Here is a 21,105-nt window from a genome sequence, read left to right on the forward strand (position 1 = left end):
TTTTTAATCGGTTTCATTTCATTATTGCTCATGCAAAATGTCTCAGCAACAGAAATGTCCATGCCGTCGATTTCCATCGATATACAAGATAAAGACCGTTTGCAACGAGGGGCGAAATTATTCATGAATTATTGCTCTGGTTGTCACTCTTTACGCTATATGCGTTATAATCGTATGGCTGAAGATTTGGGGTTAATTGATTTTTCTGGTCAAATGAATGAGAATTTATTAAACAATTTAATTTTTACCAAAGCAGCCATCTATGACCCCATTCAAATCGCTATGCCTATGGATGATGCGCAGCAATGGTTTGGCGTTATCCCTCCTGACCTATCATTAAGCGCTAGAGAAAAAGGAGCTAACTGGTTATATCATTATTTAAAAAGTTTTTACAACGATGCCTCTCGCCCTTTTGGAGTGAATAATCTTCTAGTGCCTAATGTGGCTATGCCTAATATTCTTGAGTCTTTAATGGGACAACAGATTTTGGTAAAAGATAGTGAAACACATAGGGACTCTTTACTTTTAGTAAAACAAGGTGAAATGTTACCAATAGATTTTGATAGCAGTTTAAGAGACTTGGTGACTTTTTTAGTCTACGTCAGCGAGCCGGCTCGCTTAATTCGTTATCGTATAGGTGTTTTTGTTGTTCTGTTTTTAATTTTTTTCTTTATAGTGGTTTATTGTTTAAACCAAATTTATTGGCGACAATTAAAAAACAAGTGATGACAGAGAAGGATGAGGGAGCTATTAATCCGACTTTTTGTACTTTAATTGTTAAAATGAGTTGATTTAAGTACAAAATAACCCAGAGAGTTAAAACTGTGCTAGAATATTGTTCTTTGTTCTGTAGCATGGTAATGCTATTGATGCCGGCTTTAATGAATCCAAGGAGTTGCTAATGGCAATTGTCGCGAAACGCACCATAATGTCTTTATTTTCGGACGTTGATGATGTTTATAGCCATCAAGTACGTATTGTGTTGGCTGAAAAAGGTGTTAATGTAGAAATTCTTCCTGTAAAACAGGATGAGCCTGGAGCAGATCTTTTAGCTTTAAATCCATACGGGACTGTTCCAACGCTGATTGATAGAGAACTTGTACTTTATGAAGCACGTATTATTATGGAGTATTTAGATGAGCGCTTCCCTCATCCTCCATTATTACCTGTTTACCCAGTTGCTCGTGCAGAAACTCGTAAAATGATGCACAGAATTGAACAGGATTGGTATTATTTAATGAGTTACATTAATAGAGATGAGAATACTGATCAGGCAAGAGCCAACTTACTGGAAAGCTTAACCAATCTTGATCCTGTTTTTGCTGATAAGCCTTATTTTTTGAGTGATGAGTTTTCTTTATTAGATTGTGCTTTAGCACCGCTATTATGGCGTTTGCCTAAATTAGGTCTGGAGATTGAACCTAAATTCCAGGGATTGATAGGATACATGCAACGGGTGTTCAAACGTGAGTCATTTCAAGCAAGTTTGACCGATGCTGAGAGACAAATAAGGGCGGCTTAATATTATGGCAATGACATCAAGTAAACCTTACCTAATTCGTGCTTTCTATGACTGGATTGTAGATAACGAGTTAACACCATATATACTTGTTGATACCACCTATCCTGGTGTTCAGGTTCCTAAAGAACACATTCGTCATGATCGCATTGTATTAAATATCTCCCCCTCTGCAACACGAGGGCTTTTGTTAGAAAATGATCGCATTGTGTTTACTGCACGATTTGCGGGAGAAACAGAACAAATTTTTGTTCTTCCTAATGCGGTATTAGAAATTTATGCTAAAGAAAATGGTAGAGGTATTGTTTTTGAAATAGAGGAGAGTGAAGAGCCGCCTCCGTCTTCTAGCTCTCCTGACTCTGAGGGTAGCTCAAGAAATAAACCATCACTCAAATTAGTGAAGTAACGTGTTGCCATAGATTGTTGATAATTGCTCTACTATACACCTAATGTGCTACGTATAATGCGTGGTACATTAGGTAAAACATTATTGAACCTCTTTATCGAATGTAGTGCATTGATATTCCAAACAGGTCATTTATAATGAAACATCAACATCTCTGCGTTGGATTATATTCTAAATACTACCAAGCCAATGATGTAAGTCGTATAACCCAATGCTTAATGCAGCCTTACTCAAAAATTGTGGTTATGCAAAAGGTCTAGTAACGAGTTTGGAGCAAACAAGTGATTAAGCCAGATCATGCCCTTTATCGTTGTGATCAAATTAGGATTTGCGAACAGCAAGCGCAGCATTTGTATCAATTGGATGAAAACGAATTGATGACTCAGGCAGGAACCGAGGCATTTTTTTTCATGCAACGTTTGTATCCGCAAGTGCAGCATATAGCGATATTTTGTGGTTCAGGAAATAATGCAGGTGACGGTTATGTCTTGGCTCGTCTGGCTCATGAACATGGTTTTTCTGTCATTGTATATCAGTGCAAAGCCGTTGAGGATTTGCCTCCTGCTGCTAGAGCCGCCGCATTAATGGCTTTGGCCGCTGGAGTCGAGTGTCAGTCAGCAGACGAGCCGCTTGAACCAGAGATTGAATTAATCATCGATGCGCTTCTAGGCATAGGGTTAAAAGGTCCAGTTCATGGTGTTATTGCTACAGCAATTCATCAAATTAATGCTAGTGGACTCCCTGTCATTTCCTTGGATATTCCTTCTGGTTTGAACGCTGATACAGGAGTTGTGGAGAATTTCTGTGTTAAGGCTTCTGCAACATTGACTTTTATTGCATTTAAAGCCGGCATGCATACCATGGAAGGTCCCGAATATTGTGGTGAAGTTCATTGTCGGCGTTTACAGCTCGATGCCTGTATTGCCAAGTTAAAACCAAGTGCTTTTTTATTGAATAGCAATAGCTTGCCAATACCTTTGCCAAAGAGAAAGAAAAATTCTCATAAAGGAAATTATGGCAGTATCCTTATTATTGGTGGTGGCCCAGGAATGCCCGGTGCGGTAAGCTTGGCTGCTAAGGCCGCGATGCGGACAGGGGCCGGCTTAGTCAATATAGCAACCTGGCCCGAGCATGCTCATGGGGTATTACCGCTGATACCTGAGGCGATGATATGGGGAGTGAAAGCAGCAAAAGACTTGAAGCCTCTTTTAGATAAAGCAACAGTCTGTATTCTTGGTCCGGGTCTTGGGGAAAGCGATTGGGCAAGGGGGTTATTTTTACAGGCGATTACGTCGCAATTGCCCATGGTTATTGATGCCTCAGCATTAAGACTATTATCCGAACATCCACAAAAAGATGACAATTGGGTTTTAACTCCTCATCCAGGTGAGGCGGGTGGTTTGCTTTCCTGTTCTGCCGCTGAAATACAAGCAGATAGATACCAATCTGCCGTAAGCATTCAACAACAATATGGTGGTGTAGTGGTATTAAAAGGAGCAGGAACAATTATTCAAGTTGATGAGGAACATACCTTTGTGTGCCCCAAGGGTAATCCAGGTATGGCTACTGCTGGCATGGGGGACGTATTAAGCGGTATAATCGCCGGTCTTTGTGCTCAAGGTTTATCTTTATCTGATGCGGCAAAGTTAGGTGTTTGGGTCCATGCTGTCGCAGGAGATCAGATAGCTCAAACTTTAGGAGGGGCAGGAATATTAGCTAGTGATTTGTTTGATATTCTACCTGGTATTTTGAACTGCAGTAAAAATGATAAATAGTGAACATAATAACGTAATCACCCTGGATTTAATTGATGAAAAAGCCAGCGAGCAATTTGCTGCTCATTGGGCCTTTTGCTTAACACCTCCTTTAGTGGTTGCATTGAGTGGCGATATAGGTACAGGTAAAACTACAATCGTTCGGGCAATGCTTAAAAACTTGGGTGTTAAGTCCGCGATTAAAAGTCCTACCTTTTCTTTGGTGGAAAGTTACATCTGCAATAATATTAATATTCATCATTTTGATTTATACCGAATTCACCATGAAGATGAATTGGAGTATCTGGGATTTAGGGATTATTTTTCTAGCCAAAGTGTCTGTCTTGTAGAATGGGCGGAACATGCGGGAAAATCCTTGCCACAAGTTGATATTCGTTTTAACTTAAGTATTAAAGGGGCTGGTCGCGAAATGCAAATACAGGCATTAAGTGTAGCTGGCAAAAGTATTTTAGATCTTGTTAACAAATTCTATTTAAAATGATCCCTCGCTATTTTTTTTTGAGTCACGCCGCTGATCTATACCGTACAGCGATGTTGAGCGATAGTGTTTATGACTTTTTTGTAGAGATTTTGTTTTGCATGGCAGGTGAACAATGATTAAGCGCGCATGGGGTTTGTTTGTCATCATGTGGATTAGTTCGGTTGCTCTATTTGCAGCGCAACTTAATAATATTTCAGTATCGCAGCAAGCCGGTCAAACGACTCTTTATATAACCATTAATGGTCCCTTTACTCATCGATTATTTACTCTGACTAATCCCAATCGAGTGGTCCTGGATTTAAATTCTACGAAGATGGGAGTTAATGTAAATCGATTAGGCTTAATTAATTCTATGATTAAGCAGGTACGAAGCGGCTCTCCTAATGCTCAGTCGACAAGGTTAGTGCTTGATCTCAATCAACAAGTACAAGTTAGATCTGCTCCTTGGCAATATAATGGATCCGTTAATGGTTTACGCCTCGATTTAATTGGTAGCGACAATGGTCGTGTTGTCAGCAAGGCAAAATCCCCAGTGATTAATAAACCACTGAAACCTGTAATCAAACAAGCCAAAGCACCAATAAAAAATCAGCCGGTGGTGCACAAACAGCCTATTATTACACATCAACAACCCATTAAAGTACCACATAGTCCTTCGAATAAATATTTACGTGATGTGATTGTCGTCTTGGATGCGGGACATGGTGGAAAAGATCCCGGAGCCAAGGGGCCAAGGCGTAGCCAGGAAAAAAATGTGGTTTTAGCCATTACTCTAAAGTTGAAACAATTAATAGACCGACAGCCAGGTATGCGTGCCGTTCTAACACGCTCTGGTGATTATTATGTTGGCCTAAGAGAGCGATTGGAAATTACAAGAAAATATAATGGCGATGTTTTTGTTTCCATTCATGCCGATGCATTTAATAATCCTCATTCAAATGGGGCTTCGGTTTTTGCCTTATCTCAAAGTGGAGCAACCAGTGAAGCGGCACGATGGATTGCAGAAAAGGAGAACTATTCTGAATTAGGCGGTGTGAATTTAGGGGATTTGGACGACTCTAATGGGGTAGTGCGTTCTGTATTAATTGACTTATCGCAAACAGCAACTATCAACTCAGCGTTGCAAATGGGGGGGCGAGTGTTAGGGCAATTAAGTGGTTTTACTGCATTGCATAATAACAAGGTAGAACAGGCGCGATTTGTCGTGTTGAAATCACCAGACATCCCATCCATTTTAGTAGAAACTGGATTTATTTCTAATCCTAGAGAAGAAAGCAATTTAACCAACTCTGCGTACCAAAATCGATTGAGTCAGGCAATATTTCAAGGGGTTAAGGCTTATTTCTGGGAGAATCCTCCTCATGGTAGCCGTATAGAAGCAATGATTAACAATAAATTTCACATTGTAAAGGCCGGGGAAACTTTGCCCCAAATAGCTGCTCGTTACCATACTTCCGTTCACTCTATACAAACGATGAACCATTTGTCAGGTAAAACAAACTTGCGACCTGGACAAAGATTAGTTGTATCCTCTTCATGGGCATGAGAATTCATCAATTATCCTCTGCAATTGCCAATCAAATTGCTGCAGGTGAAGTCATAGAAAGACCTGCTTCTGTAGTGAAAGAGTTATTAGAAAATTCTTTAGATGCAGGAGCTGATGCTATTTCCATTGAAATAGGTTACGGTGGCTTGAATCAAATTAAAATCAGCGATAATGGCCATGGTATTATTGCTGAAGATTTACCCTTGGCGGTTGCCGCGCATGCGACCAGCAAAATCACAACACTTGATGATTTGTATGCAATTAATAGTATGGGATTTAGAGGGGAGGCTTTAGCGAGCATAGCTTCTGTGGCTAAAGTGACTATAAGCTCAAAAACAGCCCATCAAGAACATGCAATGATGTTGCAGGTTCAGAATGGACAGCATGTTCTTTCTCCTTGTGCTCGAACTATAGGAACAACGATTGATGTTGTTGATTTATTTTTTAATGCGCCGGTTCGGAAACGATTTCTTAAAAATGAGAAATTAGAGTTTCAAGCCATAGAATTAGTCATTAAACGTTTCGCTTTAAGTGCGCCTCATATCAATTTAATAGTAAAACATAATGGTAAGCTCGTTTTATCGTTACCTGCTGCTATTCACGAACAAGCAAAACGAGATAGGATGGCTAAAATATTTGGTTCTTCGTTTATTAAAGATGCGATTTACCTGGATGTAGAGCGAGGAGCAATGCGCCTTTATGGTTGGATTAGCGGCCCTAATTACCAGCGTAGCCAGAATGATAGACAATGGGTTTATATTAATCAGCGCATGATTAAGGACAAGTTGATCAATCATGCTTTAAAACAAACTTATGATGGGATGCTTTATCCTGGACGTTTCCCTGCCTGTTTACTCTATTTTACTATCAATACGGCCGAGGTTGATGTCAATGTCCATCCAACGAAACATGAAGTTAGATTTCAACAGCCTCGTTTGGTCCATGATTTTTTTACATCACAATTATCCGCTGCTTTGCAAAGCGATGGACAAAACAATACAGAGCAAACATTGCAAGACGATTCATCTGGCGTCACTTCCTCGTTCAATTCGAAACTTTATGACGTAGCAGGGGAAGCTATAAACATGGCATACTCGTTTGAGTCCACGAATAAAACATCGGATGTTGGACGACCTTATCGTTTTCTCGAAGAGTCAGACGAACGCTATGAATCTAATTTTTATCAGAATAAATTGGAACTAGCCGAGCCCCTAACATCTCAAGCATCATATGTTGCTCCATTAAGGCCATTGGGTTCAGCGCAAGCTAAAAAAAACCTCTATTCAGATATTGATGAATGTTCTTGGGTTGCTCTAAATAATCAATACAGTTTGGTATTCATAGAGCAACAGCCTTATATCGTCGATGTATTGGTCTTACAGCAAAAATGGCTATTGGAACAATTACAGCAAGCAAGTACTCCATTGGAGAGTCGGCCTTTATTAGTGCCAGTACGCTATTCCCTTTCACTCAAGTTAAAAGAAAGAATCGAGGAACTACAACACTATATAGAACAATTGGGGATACGTAGCGAATGGTCTATTAAAGAGGATAAATTGTTGATTCGTAGTATTCCTATTTACGTACCTTATCTGGATCTACGCTTGTTTTTAGAAGCTGTTGCAGATTTACAATGTATCCAGATTAGTTCTTTGCTTGAATTAATGAGCCAGATGCAGCGTTTTGATCCTAAATTATTAGCTATTGAAGAGCGTATGGCATTAAATCAGTTCTTATTAAAAGTTCAAAATCAGAAATCCCAGTTCCATGGAGTCTTTAAGGCTCTATCAGCTGATGATTGTAGGATGTTACTGCATGTCTAATAGAGTTTTTTGTTTGATGGGACCGACTGCTTCAGGGAAGACCGCTTTAGCTTGTGAGTTGGTACAACACTATCCTTTTGAGATTATTAGTGTTGATTCAGCAATGATTTATCGGGATATGGATGTAGGTACGGCTAAGCCATCTGTTGATGAGTTGAACATAGCTCCGCATCATTTGATTAATATTAAAGATCCGGTTGAATCTTATTCCGCAGCCCAGTTTTGTACAGATGCTTTTGCATTATGCGAGGCTATTGCCGAGAAAGGAAAAATTCCTTTGCTGGTTGGTGGGACAATGATGTACTTTAATGCATTGCAAAAGGGATTGTCTGCATTACCAGAAGCCAATGAGTCGATACGTAAGCAAATAGAGGATGAGGCCTCTCAACATGGATGGTCAACTCTACATCAAAAGTTAGCCCACTTAGATCCTCATACGGCTGCTCGTATTCATGCCCATGATGCGCAACGAATTCAAAGAGCCTTAGAGGTCTATTATTTAACTGGAACGCCTCTATCTGCTTTAATTGCTGAACAAAAAAGTGCATCGCATTATCATTTTGTTAATTTTATTCTTTTTCCAGAAGACCGAGCGTGGTTACACAAGCGCATTGGTCAACGTTTTGATCTTATGCTCAATGACGGATTAGTTGCAGAAGTGCAACGTATACAAAGAAAATGGGATGTACATGCTGATTTACCCTCAATGCGTTGTGTAGGCTACAGACAGGTTTTGGAATATCTTCAATGCGAATACGATTACAATATAATGCGTGATAAAGGAGTTGCCGCAACCAGACAACTCGCCAAGAGACAGCTAACTTGGCTCAGACATTGGGAGGACGGCCTACGTTATGACCCTCAAAATGAGACTTTTAGTGAAGAGATTATAGCGAAAATCGGTGAAATATTAGATAATAAGCCCCTTTAATGGGTATGATTACAGTAATATTTTTTAATCATATTCCCCTTTAATTTTGATCATGCCGTCAAGGAGCATCATGTCAACATCAAACAAAGAACCGGCAAATGCAAAAAAAAATTATGTCGTACATCGTAGTGAGCTGCCCCTTAGTTGTCCTACCAATGAGATGGAGCTTTGGAATTCACATCCTAAAGTTTATTTGCCGATAGAAGAAACAGGGGTAGAAGTATGTCCTTATTGTGGTTCTAGATTTGTCTTGCAGAATGATTGACTCTATTTGTATCGTTAGACTTTCCGCTTTAGGGGACGTTTTGATGACGGTTCCCTTAATTCGTACTTTGCAGACTCATTTACCTGAGACCAAACTGACTTGGATTATTTCACGACCAGCCTATGATTTGGTTGAGGGAATGGATGGGGTTGAGTTTATTGTAATAGATAAGCCAAAAAAACTTAGTGATTTGTGGCGGTTTAAAAAACAAATGAGCGCGCGTCATTTTGATGTGCTATTAGCTCCTCAGGCGAGCATGAGAACCAATGTGTTGTATCCCTTCATTAAAGCAAAGCGTAAGGTTGGCTATGATCCTCTTAGAGCCAAGGATGCTCATGGCTGGTTTATTAAAGAAAAAATAACTCCAGGAATGGATCATACTTTAGATGGATTTTTAAAGTTTGCTGAGCCTTTAGGTATTAGGGAAAAAGTAATTCGTTGGGACTTGCCTATTCCCTCTGCTGACTATGAATGGGCGGAGCAGCATTTGCCTTCACAAGGTCCTATCTTAGTTGTTAATCCTGCTGCTAGTAAGCCGGAACGTAGTTGGTTAGTGGAGCGATATATAGCTGTGTTACAACAAGCCCAAGAGCGCTGGCAGGTGCAAATTGTTTTAACTGGTGGGCCAGGAGAGTACGATCGATTATTGGCCGATAAAATTCTTCAGGTTGTGGCTGCAACTGATCTTGTGGGTAAAACAAAACCCAAGCAACTATTAGCGGTAATTAGTAAAGCAACAGCTGTTCTTTGTCCTGATACGGGTCCCTCCCATATGTCTGCAGCAGTAAACACCCCAGTTGTAGCATTACATGCGGTCACTAATCCTTTAGTGTCTGGTCCTTATATTTTTCCTCATTTGGTAGTAAATCGTTATCCTCAAGCGGTAGAAAAAGTTTTAGGACTTACCATGGAACAACATGTTTGGGGTACCCATGTGCATGGTGATGAGGCAATGAAATTAATTTCTGTTGATGATGTGATGCAAAAATTAGCTGAAGTATTTTAGGAGCTAACTCTTCTGACTCGACCATCCTGATTTTCTGTGCGTGGAAGCTCGAAAATCAGGCTCAAATTAAAAAAGAGCGGCGGTCATATATAGGCTTTATTATAGTCATAGTCTGTACTTATTTTTTTCAAAAGGAGTTTGGAATGCAGCTTTCTAATCAGCAATGCGATTTCTTTTTCACTAATGGTTATTTAGTTTTGACTGATTTTTTTACTAAAGAAGTTTGTGATCTTCTAAGGGAGCGAATCAGTATTCTTATCAAGAATAATCAAGAGACAATTCCTAAAACAATTTTTTCTAGTCAAACAAACGAACATGCGAAAAAGCAATATTTCTTGGATTCAGGAGATAAAATTCACTATTTTTTTGAAGCGGGTGCTTTTGATATTAATGGACAAAATATTCGGCCTTTTGAGCAATCAATTAATAAAATTGGTCATGCCTTGCATGAATTAGATCCTGTGTTTAGGAAATATTCTCGTGATGAGCGAATTAAAAATATAAGTCATCAGCTTGGGGTGAAGTCACTAGGCTTAGTCCAGTCCATGTATATTTTTAAACAGCCAGGGATAGGAGCTGAAGTGTTATGTCATCAAGACAGTAGTTATATCTTTGGCCAAGACAGTGATCCTTTAGGCTTCTGGTTTGCTTTGGAAGATGCAACTTTAGAAAATGGTTGTTTGGAGGTTATTCCCTGCCCTCATACTACTCCTTTAAAACAAAGAATGTTTCGTAGAGAAAATGAAATCTATTTTGAGCATTATGATTCAACCTCTTGGCCTGAAGAACAGAGCATTCCCCTTCCTGTAGAAAAAGGAACTTTAATTGTACTTCATGGACGCGTACCTCATAAAAGTAAGGCTAACTTTTCTAATCAATCGAGACATGCTTACACCTTGCATTTAGTCGATACTACTTTGCCTTACCCTAAAAGCAATTGGCTACAATGGTCTAACGGTATTCCTTCGTTATAAAGGTAGTTCGGGCAACAAATTGCCCGAACTACAGTTGCATTGTGGTTTCTGCCACGGGTTGGAGTGAAACGGTTTCCTCTTGTTGGGCATGCAAAAAAGAACAACAGTCTTTTTTCTCAGAACGAACCACTTTTTCTGCTAATTGTTTTTCAGAACTAATTTCTTTTTCAATTGAGGCTCCCTCTGATTCACATGGAGGTGAAATGGTAAGTTTGGGTAGATGTTGATTTATCTTTTGCACCGAAGAACTTTCGGTGCTTAGAGTTTCTTCAGCTGCCATTGTTTCGTTTTGCGAATATTCCAGTGGTTGATTTTTAAAACAATAAACATTGTAGAGTATGGTGCATGCTTGTAGTGCCATAAATACTACACCTAAGGCTGGAGGAAGGGCAACACCAACTGCTAGTAACAGTCCTCCGGCCAGAAGTATTGATATAAAATTATAAGCAAAACTTAGGAATAAATTTTGATTTATATTGGCAACTGTTTCTTGTGAGATAGCAAAAATATTGATTATCGGACGTAACGAATCGCTGTGAATAATAGCTCCTGCATGTTGTTGGGTTAACTCGTCGCTGTCGTGAGATAGGATAGCAATACCAAAGTCACTTACTGCTAATGCTTGAGCATCGTTGGCAGCATCTCCCACCATGGCAACTACATGTCCTTGATTTTGTAGTGATTGGATAAAAATGGGTTTAGATCTATCCCCTTCTTCCATAGTTGTTGCCGTACTGTTGGCGTGGATTTTGGTGATACCCAGTGCTTTAGCATAGCGGGCCGCTGTCTTTTCATCAGCGCCGGTACAGAGAATAATATCTTTACCCATTTGGGTTAATGCTTCAATCATCGGTTTAGCATCTTTACGCAAAGGATCCGTTATGATGATATAACCAATAAGATCAGTTTCACGAGCGACAAAAACCAGGCTATCGCCAGCTTCTAGATTAACAGACTCTTCAATGGCGGCGGTGGAGATACCTTTTTTTTGCATCAGCGTTCTGCTACCTATAGTATAATGAAAGTCATCTATGGTACCGGATACTCCTGCATGGTGGGAGTCATCTAAATAGGTCACTACATTTTTTTGACTGCAATTTTTTTGCGTATAAGAGTGAATTGCCTTTCCAATGGGATGCGTTGATTCTTTTTCTAATGCATCACAAATATTGAGGAGTTGAGCTGGTGAAATACCGGTATCAGCTAGAGGAGAATAGTGTCTCACTGTTGGAACGCCCATTGTTAGTGTTCCATTGAGATCAAACACTATAGTATTTATTTGTTCTGGATCTTGTATTCTGGATTTTTTAAATTGTATGCCATGCTCGGCTGCCTTATCTACTCCTGTCGTTACTGCTAAAGGAATAATTAATCCCAAAGTACAGGGGCATGCGGAAACCAGTACTGAAATAGCACATTGTATGGCTAACGCCGGTGGGAAAAATAGACCAACAATTATTCCAGAGGCGATCGCAAGTCCTAAAACAGTGGGGATAAAATAGGTAAGGATTTGTTGTGTTTTTATTTCTAGAGGCGTCTTTTGGGTTAGGGATTGAGCAATATTTGCGTCCAGACGAGCGAGATAAGACTCTTTTTGCGGTTTAGTAACCTGAATTTGTAAAGGAGGGGACTTTTCTGCCACTCGCATACCGGCAAATATTTTGTCTCCTGGATGAAAACGACGAGGAAGAATGGCTCCTGTAGTAATCGTGTTATATAACCAGGTTTCGCCTTTACAAATCCCATCAACGGATACGATTTCTCCTGGGTTAACAATGAGAGTATCGTCTGGTTTTATTTGAAAGAGTGGCGTTTTGATTATGGTATTTTGCAGGAGTAAATTAACTATTTTCGGTGCTCGGTCTTTAAATTTAACGGAACTAATTTTTTCTTTAATAGTATCCTCTATCGCTATTCCAATATGTCTAAACCCATAAATGAGAAGACTGGCCTCAAACATCATAGGTAACCAAGGTACAAAAAACGAAACGAGCGAAACGGCCATTACAGAAAGGGTACTGATAGCAAAGAGGCTATCCATCGTTAACGTTTGGGCATTAACTAATTTTTTCCATGCGTCATAATATGAGTTTGCGCCCAGGACAAGAGTTAGAACTATACTTAGGCCAGCAAGGGGAATCATTGCTGCTAAGGGTAATCCGCCTGTAGCCAACATTGCAATAAGCATCGCGATGCCAATGCTGCAACCTAAAACTCCCTGAAACCAATGAGAGCTAATTAGTGCTTGCCCTTTAGCGATTAACTTTTGGATCATGCTTTGTGGCGTAATTAATGGCTCAGAATATAGTTCTGTTTGAGGCAGTTCTTGTTCGTCAGCAGGGAGATATTCATAGGGTTCGCAGTTATAGCTCAGTTCTTCTATTCGCGCTCTGATTTTTTCCCATGTTATTTTATGTTCTTCATTATCCGTATCCGCGAGAATTATAATCGTTTTTTTCGGGTCCTTTGCTGCAACATCTGCTTTGAACAGTTCTAAACGCGTTGAATAGGTTTCTTGTAGGGCGCTTTCTATGATACTGGCGCAACCGCCACAGGTCATTCCTCGGATATAAAAAATAAAGGGCGTAGACATTAAATGGCTCACTGAATTGAAGGTTAATTCGTCCTGAGATTCACTCATTCCTTAAGAATTTGCAAACAAGCTCTAACAGTCTGCACATCGCAACTTGCATCGAATCATATCATATCAGCCATTTTTTGCACCTTACTTTTGCCTTCTTAAAAAAAAGAGCATTGGTGAACACTCCAATTTTAAAATCAAAAAATTAATAGCAATATCAATGACATTGGCATAAAGAGTGAATAGAATGTTCTTGAATGAGGTATGATCGGTTTTGTGTCTAAGTAACTATTGATCGAATAGTAATTTGCATACGAAACAAGGTCCGGTATCGTTTAAAGTATTGCCTGGAGTGCTCTAAATTTTGAATTCTTTATCTCTGCGCAAAGAGTTGTTTCTAACCTTGGTTATCGCTCTTTTGAGTCTTTGTGATCTTGTTACATCATTAGTTGCCGTTTGGGGATTTACTACTGATGATGCTTATATTGCTTGGATTTATGCTCGTCAATTAGTGAATGGGAATGGGTTGCAATGGCATGTAGACCTTCCTCGTGTAGAGGGTTACTCCAATTTTTTGTGGGTTATTATTGCTGCTACGGTGATGAAAGTAAAATTACCGTTAATCAGCACTATCAAAATGATTTCCTGTATTAGTTTAGCCGGTGGGTTATTTGCTTTATATCGTCTGGGGCGATTATTTTTTAGTCCATTATTGGCGATACTCCCAGTCTTTATGTTTAGTCATTTCATAGGGGTGAGCTGGTGGACTGTGAGTGGTATGGAGAGCGTGTTTTATTGCGCGTTATCCTTATTATTGGTATGGCAATGCACGGTGGCTTTCGGCTATCAACAAATTGGTGCGAAACAAACTGATTTCAATTGTTCTTTAATTTCAACTCGTGCCTGGATTGTTACTAACTGTACCCTGTTGTTGCTTGCTTTGACTCGGTTTGAAGGGGTAATTTGGTGTATTCCCATTCTATTATTTATTGTTTTCCATTTGAAACGGTGCGGAATAAGAACTGTTTTTCCTGAATCCAAAATTATATTGCTTTGGTTAGGTATTACTTTTTCTTGCTTTCTTTTGCCTTACGCCATGTATTTTATTTGGCGATGGAATTATTTCGGCTATTTGATTCCCAATAGTTATAGTTGTAAAGGATTAGTCCCTGGACAACTGTTTGCCGTTGATTCGGTTTTTCTTATTACACTCCTTCCGTTAGCCATTGTATCTGTGCCTTATTTTTTTTCCCTTAAAGACAGTCGGCACTGGTTATTATGGTCACCTTCAGTTCTTTATGCCATTTTACTTTGGAAGGCTAACCCTGTTATTACTTACTTTTTACGTTTATTTCTGGGGCCCTTTGCACTCTTTACTCTATTACCTGTTTTAGGAATTAGTCACTTTCTGGATTATTTTAAACTTCATCGCGTGGATACTAAAATAGTCATTACTGTGACAGTCGTTATTTTTACATTGGTGTTTATTCCGGGCAATGATCTACAGTATTTACACTCCTTCATTAGGCAATATAAAGAAAGAACTCAAATTCGCTTAGCGGTTGCCAATATTCTAAATACCCAAGCAACCCCAGGGGCTACGGTATTTTTTGGTGACAATGGAATAGTTCCTTTTACTGTTCGTAATGACCTTCGCTTTATTGATACTGATTGTCTAAATAATCCTGAATTAGCACATGCCCCTTATAAAGAAAATTTAGCTCTTTATGCAAAGTATATTGCTACTGTAGTAAAACCCGAGTGGGTTATTACTACTTACGAACCTCTGCAATCTCAAGAGAATTGCATCTTTAAGTTACTAAGGAAAGAACATTTTTTTGAGCAATATCAGTTAATTACCCAATTGCAATCAGGTTGGGTTGATGAGCAAACTCCAGGACATCATAAAAAAACTATTGACTATATATTTAGCGTCTATAAGCATCGTTGATGTAAACAACCAAGCTATGCTATCTAACACAGGATTTATTAGGCTTCTTTCCAAACTCGTCGTGGTGCGGTAAGTGCGCAATGAGGCAAAATTAAAGTGACGTGTTGACGAAGCAATTTCCCTTCACAGTTGAGTTTGGATAGGGGGGCTATTCCCTAAATTGATGCCATTAGGTGAACAGTTATATTAAGCGCCTTTAGCCTAGGCTAAGGGCGCTTAATATATGTAACGTTATTGATTGGTTGTTGGGGCTGATTCTTGATTTCCAAAATTGGCGCTGGGTTGGCCAGATCGGGTGTTTTGAATTAGCATAATGGAGTTAGTCAGGAGAATACGCTCTTGTATTTGGCGGTCTAGATACATCTGATAATTCATTTCAGCTAGAAGAGTGGCAATTTCTTTTTCTACGGTAGCTGGCGAAGCATTATTTAATTGAGTAATCCATTGTTTGTTTTGACTCATATCTGGGTTAAATAATCTCCAGCTTGCCATATTAAATTCGCTCATTGCTTGGCTGGTAAGAAGGGCATTATTACTACCACTTTGATTTTGTGGTAATCTTTTTGATAATAGGTAATATAAGTTACCAATTCCCACAGAGCTTTGAGCGGCATAAACACGCAAATTTGCAAGATAATTATTTAATGTAGCTTGAGCTTGTTTTTGTTGTATTACCGTCACATTGCTGCCATCTGGTGGTACTGCTATGTTGTATAGATCATTGTAAGCACTGAACGTTGGTAACGGAACAGGAACTACAGAACCAGACGCATAACGAATAAAGTTAAGTGCTTGCTGAGCCTGATTTTGCGCTGTTAAGCCTGGGGTCTGGCTGTTAGGGGTAGGGCTTCCCGTATTGTTTTGATTAGTATTTTCAGTAGAGTATTGCATAGTTCCCATCAGGGAGTTTACGTTAAGTTGTCCGATTAATTGTTGGTTATAAGTACTAGTGAAGTATTCTTTGCTATCAGGAAGAGCCCCTATCACGTTAGACGTAACTAGATTTTCATATAGATAATTACAGCTAGGGTTCCAATCGCGTTGATCAGTCGACATGCAATAAGTGTAATCTGGTGTACCTAAGATGTTTAGTACTGCTTGGCTGACAGGATCTTGTTGATACTGGCTATTCGAGCCTACTTGATCAATTAAGCTGCTTGCAGAGACTTTGCCTTGCTGGCTCGATGAGGCACTGCTATATCCTTGATAAGTAAAGGTAGTATTCGCTAGTTTATTGATCATGTTGGCGCCAGGAGTTGTTGTGGGCACTATTTGAATAGCACTGCTGAGTGCCGCAACAGGAAATGCGCCAAAAAATGTACTATAAACATAGCTCTGAGCAAGTTGAGTGGTGGAAATGCTGAGTAATTGCTGATTGATAGTTTGATTGTTTGCTGTGGGTGATACGGTTAAGTCATATCCCAAATAGCCACCTAGATATTGCAAATACTTAGTGAGTGTTTGCATATTAGTATTCATTTGCTGGTTGTACTGATTACTAATGTCATCGGCTGTTGCTGTGAATGTAGTCAAGCAAAACAGGTTAATCAGGGTAAGTTTGGATACTAATTTCATTATTCGTCCCCTTCGAGTGCACGTAAAACGAGTTTTAATCGATATTGACAAAAAACACGAGACAATAAACGTAATCGTTCGAACACTATATTACGTTTAAGAAAAAAACCAGCAGGATCGTGACTGCCTAGACTTGTTTCCTCCGCATGGATTAAAACACGAGATGCACTGCCTGGATGAACAGTATCTATTGCTTGAAGCAAACGTAATCCTCTCCCTGATTTAATATTTCCAACGATACGGATGAACTTTTCTTCTTCAGCGAGTAATCCCATGTCAATTTTTTCTATATCATCGAGTTCTTTTCCCAGTTGGTTCATGGCTTCTTCAAACTCTGGATTTCCATCCAAAGTCCAATCCTCTACGTTCTCCATAAACGTAATAACCCTATATATCATTGGATCTATGTATTCAAACCAATACTTGGCGGATGCTTCATGGCTTAGATCAGGCATTATTTACTCTTTTTTTACGGTGTTAGATTGATGGACGAAACCACTACTTAATACTATAGTATATTATGATAGTTAAAAGTCCATTACCTAAAAAGTAAAAAATATGAAAAAGAAATCAGGCTCCAGAATTGGAAGAGTTATTACACGAATAATCAATATTCGTTTTTGGTTTGATTGGGATAGAATGAAGGCATTTACAGTTGCCTTGAAGAATGGCATTAAACGTATGTTTGTGCCGCAGCAGGCAGTCACTAGTGAATCCTTTAATGCAGCAAAAACTAGAATGCATCTTAGTGATGCAGAGCTATTGTCCAAACAGAACGCTTTATTTCGTTTAAGTATACTGATGCTTGCTGTTGCTATTTTACTTCTTGGCTATGGCGGGTATCAAATTTTCTATGGCTCACTTAAAGCGGTTATCGTCAGCTTAGTGGTTACACTGATCGCACTTGTTTTAGCTTTCCGTTATCATTTTTGGTACTTCCAGATTAAACACCGTAAATTGGGGTGTACTTTCAATGAATGGTATAGACAAGGTTTATTGGGGGAAAAAGAATGAATAAACTGGTTGTAACTGTACTTCTCTCATTATTCCCGACTTTAGTTTTAGCAGCAGATGGGTCTCTTAGTTTTGCACCACCAGCGAGTGACCTTTCTGTAGTATTTCTTGGCAATTTATTTGGTGTGGTAGATGGTGTCCTTCATGGTACCGGCAGCCAAATTATGGGAACAATGTTTGCTGTTTTTAATTCCGCCGTTTTAGCTTTGGGTGGAATGGTTATTATGTATACGTTGCTTGTTTCCACAATGAATACTGCCCATGAAGGTCAAATGTTGGGACAAAAATGGTCTTCTATTTGGATTCCTGTGCGTTCCACGTTAGGGTTAGCTTTGTTAATCCCTAAAGCATCAGGATATTGTCTGATGCAGATTTTTGTGATGTGGATAGTAGTGCAAGGAATTGGAGCTGCGGATAAAGTATGGGAAGCTGCCTTAGGATATTTAAATAGAGGTGGAGTAATTATCCAGGCACAAACTAATCCCACTATCGCTTTGACCAGCGGGCTCAATGCTCAAGATGGGGTAAGTTCTGGTGCCTATACTATCCTTGTTGGTGAAGTATGCATGTTAGGTCTGCAAAAGCAATTAGAAAATCAAAGACAAATTAATATTAACATGAAAAACGGTCCATGTAATACGCAGCCTATTTCGGATGCCGCACGTAAGGTCTGCAATAGCGCTGTTCCTGATTTTATCAGCACAGTCAATGCGGTTGCTGCTCAAAATCAGACGATTAATGACAATAAGGGTGTGATTAAAGACTCGGATTCTTTTAGTGTTGACATGCCTAATTTTAAAGATGGATCACCCTTTTATTTTTTAAATGGTGTTTGTGGAACTATAAAATGGAATGCTATTTCAGGTTTACCAACGACCACTCCTGGCACAGGACAGAATGGTTCCGTTGGTAAAGTTAACAATATATCTTCGTCTCAAATAAAAATGGCGCAAATGTCCAGAGCTATTGGAATACAACAAATGTATTCTGATTTTACTGCTGTAGCGCAAGTGATGGTTAATAACAATCCTGTATTAAATCCCGATAAGAACAAGAACAACAACAATAATAATAATAACACCAGCGGCAGTTCTTCCACTAATAAGAACTATTCGTTAATTGCTAAAGAACAATTTGGTGTGCCTTATACTGCTAATGGGACCACTTGTAACTCATATCAGGATACTTGTGTTATTTGGGGCGCTGCATCTACTTCTTCCACCAATACTAATTCCGGTGTTTTATTTAATGGAACAGAATTTCAAGGAGCGATGAATGATTATAATGGGATTATGGGCCCTACTTTGAATTTAATTAAGCTTAACGCAGATGCGGCTAATGCAAATAGTGCACGTGCTTTTATTGCTCAGGCCACAACACAGGGATGGATGATGGCTGGTGCTTATTTTTTCGATTTAGTTAAATTAAATGGTAATGCTGTAAAAAATGCAGATCAAGTGGATTCAACGGTAAGTTTTAATGGCAGTAAGACAGGTATGCAAGGAGGGGGGCCTCAGAATATTTGTAAAGATCCTAAATATGGTCCTGTATGTGCATGGTTTGGATCTAATGCAACGGCAATGTTGAATCAGGTGCAAGCATTAATCGATGGTACTTTCTCCACAGAGGATCCTAAAAATCCAGGAGTTGCTCAACAAGGTGATGCTACACCTGCACCTAAATTTGGCAAGACTGATATTCAAGGTAGTTCAGCGGTTACAAGTGTTGGCTCAGCATCGGTTAATGGATTTGTTACTAATTCATTAATGATTCAGTTACCAGGACAACCAGGAATAGCTCCTTTACAATTTGCCAATATGATTCATTTTTCAATCGATCCACAAACCTATTATTTGAAGGAACAAAACTTTGACTGTGGTGCAGTAAAAATTGTGTTCTTCTCATTCTGTCTAGGCCGGATGATGGGTAACCTGTTTTACAATGCTATATTCCGCTATATATATAACGTATTCCTGATGCTTTTTTCTCAAATTATTAATCAGGTTATTATGGCGTTCCTGATGATACCTCTCCAAGGGATGGCCGAAATTTTTAGAGATGGGTTAAAGATCATCAATGAACCGGGGGTGAATCCTATTGTTGCGTTGGCTAATATGGGCGTGATGTATATTAACTTCTCATCAAATTTGTGGATGATGCTTTTGAACTTGGCGATAACCAGTGCCATTATCCCACTTTTTGGATTGTTTATCTTTGCTTTAATTGCTTTAGCTCTACCTCTTTTATTAGCGTGGATTGGGGTTATGGTTACCGTGGGGTTCACTACGGCATATTACATTCCTATTTTACCCTATATGATTTTTACGTTCGGTACTCTAGCTTGGATTATGGCCGTGATAGAAGCTATGGTTGCTGCACCTGTAGTTGCTTTGGGAGTTACTCATCCTGAAGGACACGATGCTTTTGGTAAGGGTGAAGCAGCAATTATGATCTTGATGAACATCTTTTTAAGGCCTGCTTTAATGATTATTGGCTATATTTCCGGTATTGCTCTTAGCTATGTTGGAGTCTGGATTCTTAATGCGGGATTTGATCATGCTATTGGCTTCATTCAAAGCAGTCCTTCACAAGATCCGAAAGCTTGCCAAACCTCAACGTGGGGCATGTGTAGTAGCACCTGGACTGGAAGTTACGGTCAATTACAAGATGCTAATTTAAACAACTCAATGCCAACAAATGGTTCTGGATCAGGTGGCTATTCGGACTGGGCAGGAATTTATGCGTATTTCTTCTCTATATTAATCTATACCTCTATGTATTTAGTAGTAGTCCAGAAAGCATTTACCTTGATTTCTCTCTTGCCTGATAAAGTCTTACGTTGGATAGGTGGTACACCTGAAAGTATTGGCCAGGAAACTGCCCAATGGGGCGAAGAGGTAAAATCTAAAGTTGGCGAAGGTTCTAAAGCAACTCAGGATGCTCAAGGACAAATCGGAGCTAAACTTGGTGCCCATGGTCAAAAAGCACTTAGTGCTATCTCTAAACCTGGTGGTGGCGGAAAGGTTCAATCTACAGGTAGTAATACTCCTCCAAAAACCTCTTCTAGTAGTGGTGGTAAAGGGGTTGGTGGTGGTGGAGCACCGGAATAAAAAGTCACTCTATCCTCTTCTAAAGGCGTGTTGTCTTTAGACGAGGTATCACAAACAGCATTATTGAGCCGGACTTTGCCGGCTTTTTATTTTTCTAATTAACAGATCTGCACTACAACCACCAAAAGTGCCTGGCTTATCTTGTTAC

The 21,105-nt window shown here is 39.4% G+C and carries 17 protein-coding genes; 14 read left to right on the forward strand and 3 right to left on the reverse strand.

The window, feature by feature from the left end:
• The first annotated feature begins 30 nt into the window (after nt 1–30).
• From LFA_RS01610 to LFA_RS01660, 11 genes are all read left to right on the forward strand, one after another.
• Complete coding sequence (locus LFA_RS01610) at nt 31–726, forward strand: cytochrome c1 (RefSeq protein WP_231865918.1); 696 nt, start codon at nt 31–33, stop codon at nt 724–726.
• Between the two features lie 175 nt (nt 727–901).
• The gene (locus tag LFA_RS01615) at nt 902–1,522 is read left to right on the forward strand and encodes a glutathione S-transferase N-terminal domain-containing protein (RefSeq protein WP_045094637.1); all 621 of its coding nucleotides are present in this window, start codon (nt 902–904) and stop codon (nt 1,520–1,522) included.
• 4 nt (nt 1,523–1,526) lie between these two features.
• Nucleotides 1,527–1,925 (forward strand): ClpXP protease specificity-enhancing factor, encoded by a 399-nt coding sequence (locus LFA_RS01620; protein WP_045094638.1) that lies wholly within the window; start codon nt 1,527–1,529, stop codon nt 1,923–1,925.
• A 281-nt stretch (nt 1,926–2,206) separates the two neighbouring features.
• Complete coding sequence (locus tag LFA_RS01625; RefSeq protein WP_045094639.1) at nt 2,207–3,700, forward strand: bifunctional ADP-dependent NAD(P)H-hydrate dehydratase/NAD(P)H-hydrate epimerase; 1,494 nt, start codon at nt 2,207–2,209, stop codon at nt 3,698–3,700.
• Nucleotides 3,690–4,181 (forward strand): tRNA (adenosine(37)-N6)-threonylcarbamoyltransferase complex ATPase subunit type 1 TsaE, encoded by a 492-nt coding sequence (gene tsaE / locus LFA_RS01630; RefSeq protein ID WP_045094640.1) that lies wholly within the window; start codon nt 3,690–3,692, stop codon nt 4,179–4,181. Before LFA_RS01625 ends, tsaE begins: the two co-directional genes overlap by 11 nt.
• A gap of 112 nt (nt 4,182–4,293) precedes the next feature.
• On the forward strand, nt 4,294–5,727 hold the full coding sequence (locus tag LFA_RS01635) for an N-acetylmuramoyl-L-alanine amidase family protein (RefSeq protein WP_045094641.1): 1,434 nt from the start codon (nt 4,294–4,296) through the stop codon (nt 5,725–5,727).
• The gene (mutL, locus tag LFA_RS01640) at nt 5,718–7,550 is read left to right on the forward strand and encodes a DNA mismatch repair endonuclease MutL (RefSeq protein ID WP_045094642.1); all 1,833 of its coding nucleotides are present in this window, start codon (nt 5,718–5,720) and stop codon (nt 7,548–7,550) included. Before LFA_RS01635 ends, mutL begins: the two co-directional genes overlap by 10 nt.
• On the forward strand, nt 7,543–8,481 hold the full coding sequence (gene miaA / locus LFA_RS01645) for a tRNA (adenosine(37)-N6)-dimethylallyltransferase MiaA (RefSeq protein WP_045094643.1): 939 nt from the start codon (nt 7,543–7,545) through the stop codon (nt 8,479–8,481). Before mutL ends, miaA begins: the two co-directional genes overlap by 8 nt.
• 70 nt (nt 8,482–8,551) lie before the next feature.
• A complete protein-coding gene (locus LFA_RS01650) occupies nt 8,552–8,746 on the forward strand; it encodes a zinc-finger domain-containing protein (RefSeq protein ID WP_045094644.1) in 195 nt (64 codons plus the stop codon).
• Nucleotides 8,739–9,752 (forward strand): glycosyltransferase family 9 protein, encoded by a 1,014-nt coding sequence (locus LFA_RS01655; RefSeq protein WP_045094645.1) that lies wholly within the window; start codon nt 8,739–8,741, stop codon nt 9,750–9,752. The genes LFA_RS01650 and LFA_RS01655 overlap by 8 nt, the downstream gene beginning before the upstream one ends.
• A 143-nt stretch (nt 9,753–9,895) precedes the next feature.
• Nucleotides 9,896–10,726 (forward strand): phytanoyl-CoA dioxygenase family protein, encoded by an 831-nt coding sequence (locus tag LFA_RS01660; RefSeq protein WP_045094646.1) that lies wholly within the window; start codon nt 9,896–9,898, stop codon nt 10,724–10,726.
• A 28-nt stretch (nt 10,727–10,754) separates the two neighbouring features.
• On the opposite strand, the gene LFA_RS01665 is transcribed toward LFA_RS01660, so the two are convergent.
• A complete protein-coding gene (locus LFA_RS01665) occupies nt 10,755–13,319 on the reverse strand; it encodes a heavy metal translocating P-type ATPase (protein ID WP_052673814.1) in 2,565 nt (854 codons plus the stop codon).
• A gap of 352 nt (nt 13,320–13,671) precedes the next feature.
• On the opposite strand from LFA_RS01665, the gene LFA_RS01670 reads away from it, so the two are divergent.
• Nucleotides 13,672–15,258: a hypothetical protein gene (locus LFA_RS01670; RefSeq protein ID WP_045094647.1), complete on the forward strand. Its 1,587-nt coding sequence runs from the start codon at nt 13,672–13,674 to the stop codon at nt 15,256–15,258.
• 231 nt (nt 15,259–15,489) lie between these two features.
• Here the strand turns inward: LFA_RS01670 and icmX are convergent, their stop codons facing one another.
• Together icmX and icmW are read right to left on the reverse strand one after the other, a co-directional pair.
• Nucleotides 15,490–16,833 carry a type IVB secretion system protein IcmX gene (gene icmX, locus LFA_RS01675; protein WP_045094648.1) on the reverse strand — a complete coding sequence of 448 codons (1,344 nt, stop codon included), beginning with the start codon at nt 16,831–16,833 and terminating at the stop codon, nt 15,490–15,492.
• Nucleotides 16,833–17,288, reverse strand: coding sequence for a type IVB secretion system protein IcmW (icmW, locus tag LFA_RS01680; protein WP_045094649.1), 456 nt, complete (start codon nt 17,286–17,288; stop codon nt 16,833–16,835). Before icmW ends, icmX begins: the two co-directional genes overlap by 1 nt.
• 103 nt (nt 17,289–17,391) lie before the next feature.
• Between icmW and icmV the strand changes: the two genes are divergently transcribed.
• Nucleotides 17,392–17,847 carry a type IVB secretion system protein IcmV gene (gene icmV, locus LFA_RS01685; RefSeq protein ID WP_045094650.1) on the forward strand — a complete coding sequence of 152 codons (456 nt, stop codon included), beginning with the start codon at nt 17,392–17,394 and terminating at the stop codon, nt 17,845–17,847.
• Nucleotides 17,844–20,957, forward strand: a complete 3,114-nt coding sequence (gene dotA / locus LFA_RS01690; RefSeq protein WP_045094651.1) for a type IVB secretion system protein DotA — start codon at nt 17,844–17,846, stop codon at nt 20,955–20,957. Before icmV ends, dotA begins: the two co-directional genes overlap by 4 nt.
• Nucleotides 20,958–21,105: the final 148 nt, after the last annotated feature.

Origin of the sequence: Legionella fallonii LLAP-10 (assembly GCF_000953135.1) — a bacterium.
GTDB classification, from domain to species: domain Bacteria; phylum Pseudomonadota; class Gammaproteobacteria; order Legionellales; family Legionellaceae; genus Legionella; species Legionella fallonii.

What these genes read in the sequence shown, in the direction of transcription:
- LFA_RS01610 (WP_231865918.1), top strand. Translation starts at nt 31, where the DNA reads ATGCAAAATGTCTCAGCAACAGAAATGTCCATGCCGTCGATTTCCATC.
- LFA_RS01615 (WP_045094637.1), top strand. Translation starts at nt 902, where the DNA reads ATGGCAATTGTCGCGAAACGCACCATAATGTCTTTATTTTCGGACGTT.
- LFA_RS01620 (WP_045094638.1), top strand. Translation starts at nt 1,527, where the DNA reads ATGGCAATGACATCAAGTAAACCTTACCTAATTCGTGCTTTCTATGAC.
- tsaE (WP_045094640.1), top strand. Translation starts at nt 3,690, where the DNA reads ATGATAAATAGTGAACATAATAACGTAATCACCCTGGATTTAATTGAT.
- LFA_RS01635 (WP_045094641.1), top strand. Translation starts at nt 4,294, where the DNA reads ATGATTAAGCGCGCATGGGGTTTGTTTGTCATCATGTGGATTAGTTCG.
- mutL (WP_045094642.1), top strand. Translation starts at nt 5,718, where the DNA reads ATGGGCATGAGAATTCATCAATTATCCTCTGCAATTGCCAATCAAATT.
- miaA (WP_045094643.1), top strand. Translation starts at nt 7,543, where the DNA reads ATGTCTAATAGAGTTTTTTGTTTGATGGGACCGACTGCTTCAGGGAAG.
- LFA_RS01650 (WP_045094644.1), top strand. Translation starts at nt 8,552, where the DNA reads ATGTCAACATCAAACAAAGAACCGGCAAATGCAAAAAAAAATTATGTC.
- LFA_RS01655 (WP_045094645.1), top strand. Translation starts at nt 8,739, where the DNA reads ATGATTGACTCTATTTGTATCGTTAGACTTTCCGCTTTAGGGGACGTT.
- LFA_RS01660 (WP_045094646.1), top strand. Translation starts at nt 9,896, where the DNA reads ATGCAGCTTTCTAATCAGCAATGCGATTTCTTTTTCACTAATGGTTAT.
- LFA_RS01665 (WP_052673814.1), bottom strand. Translation starts at nt 13,319, where the DNA reads ATGTCTACGCCCTTTATTTTTTATATCCGAGGAATGACCTGTGGCGGT.
- icmX (WP_045094648.1), bottom strand. Translation starts at nt 16,833, where the DNA reads ATGAAATTAGTATCCAAACTTACCCTGATTAACCTGTTTTGCTTGACT.
- icmW (WP_045094649.1), bottom strand. Translation starts at nt 17,288, where the DNA reads ATGCCTGATCTAAGCCATGAAGCATCCGCCAAGTATTGGTTTGAATAC.
- icmV (WP_045094650.1), top strand. Translation starts at nt 17,392, where the DNA reads ATGAAAAAGAAATCAGGCTCCAGAATTGGAAGAGTTATTACACGAATA.
- dotA (WP_045094651.1), top strand. Translation starts at nt 17,844, where the DNA reads ATGAATAAACTGGTTGTAACTGTACTTCTCTCATTATTCCCGACTTTA.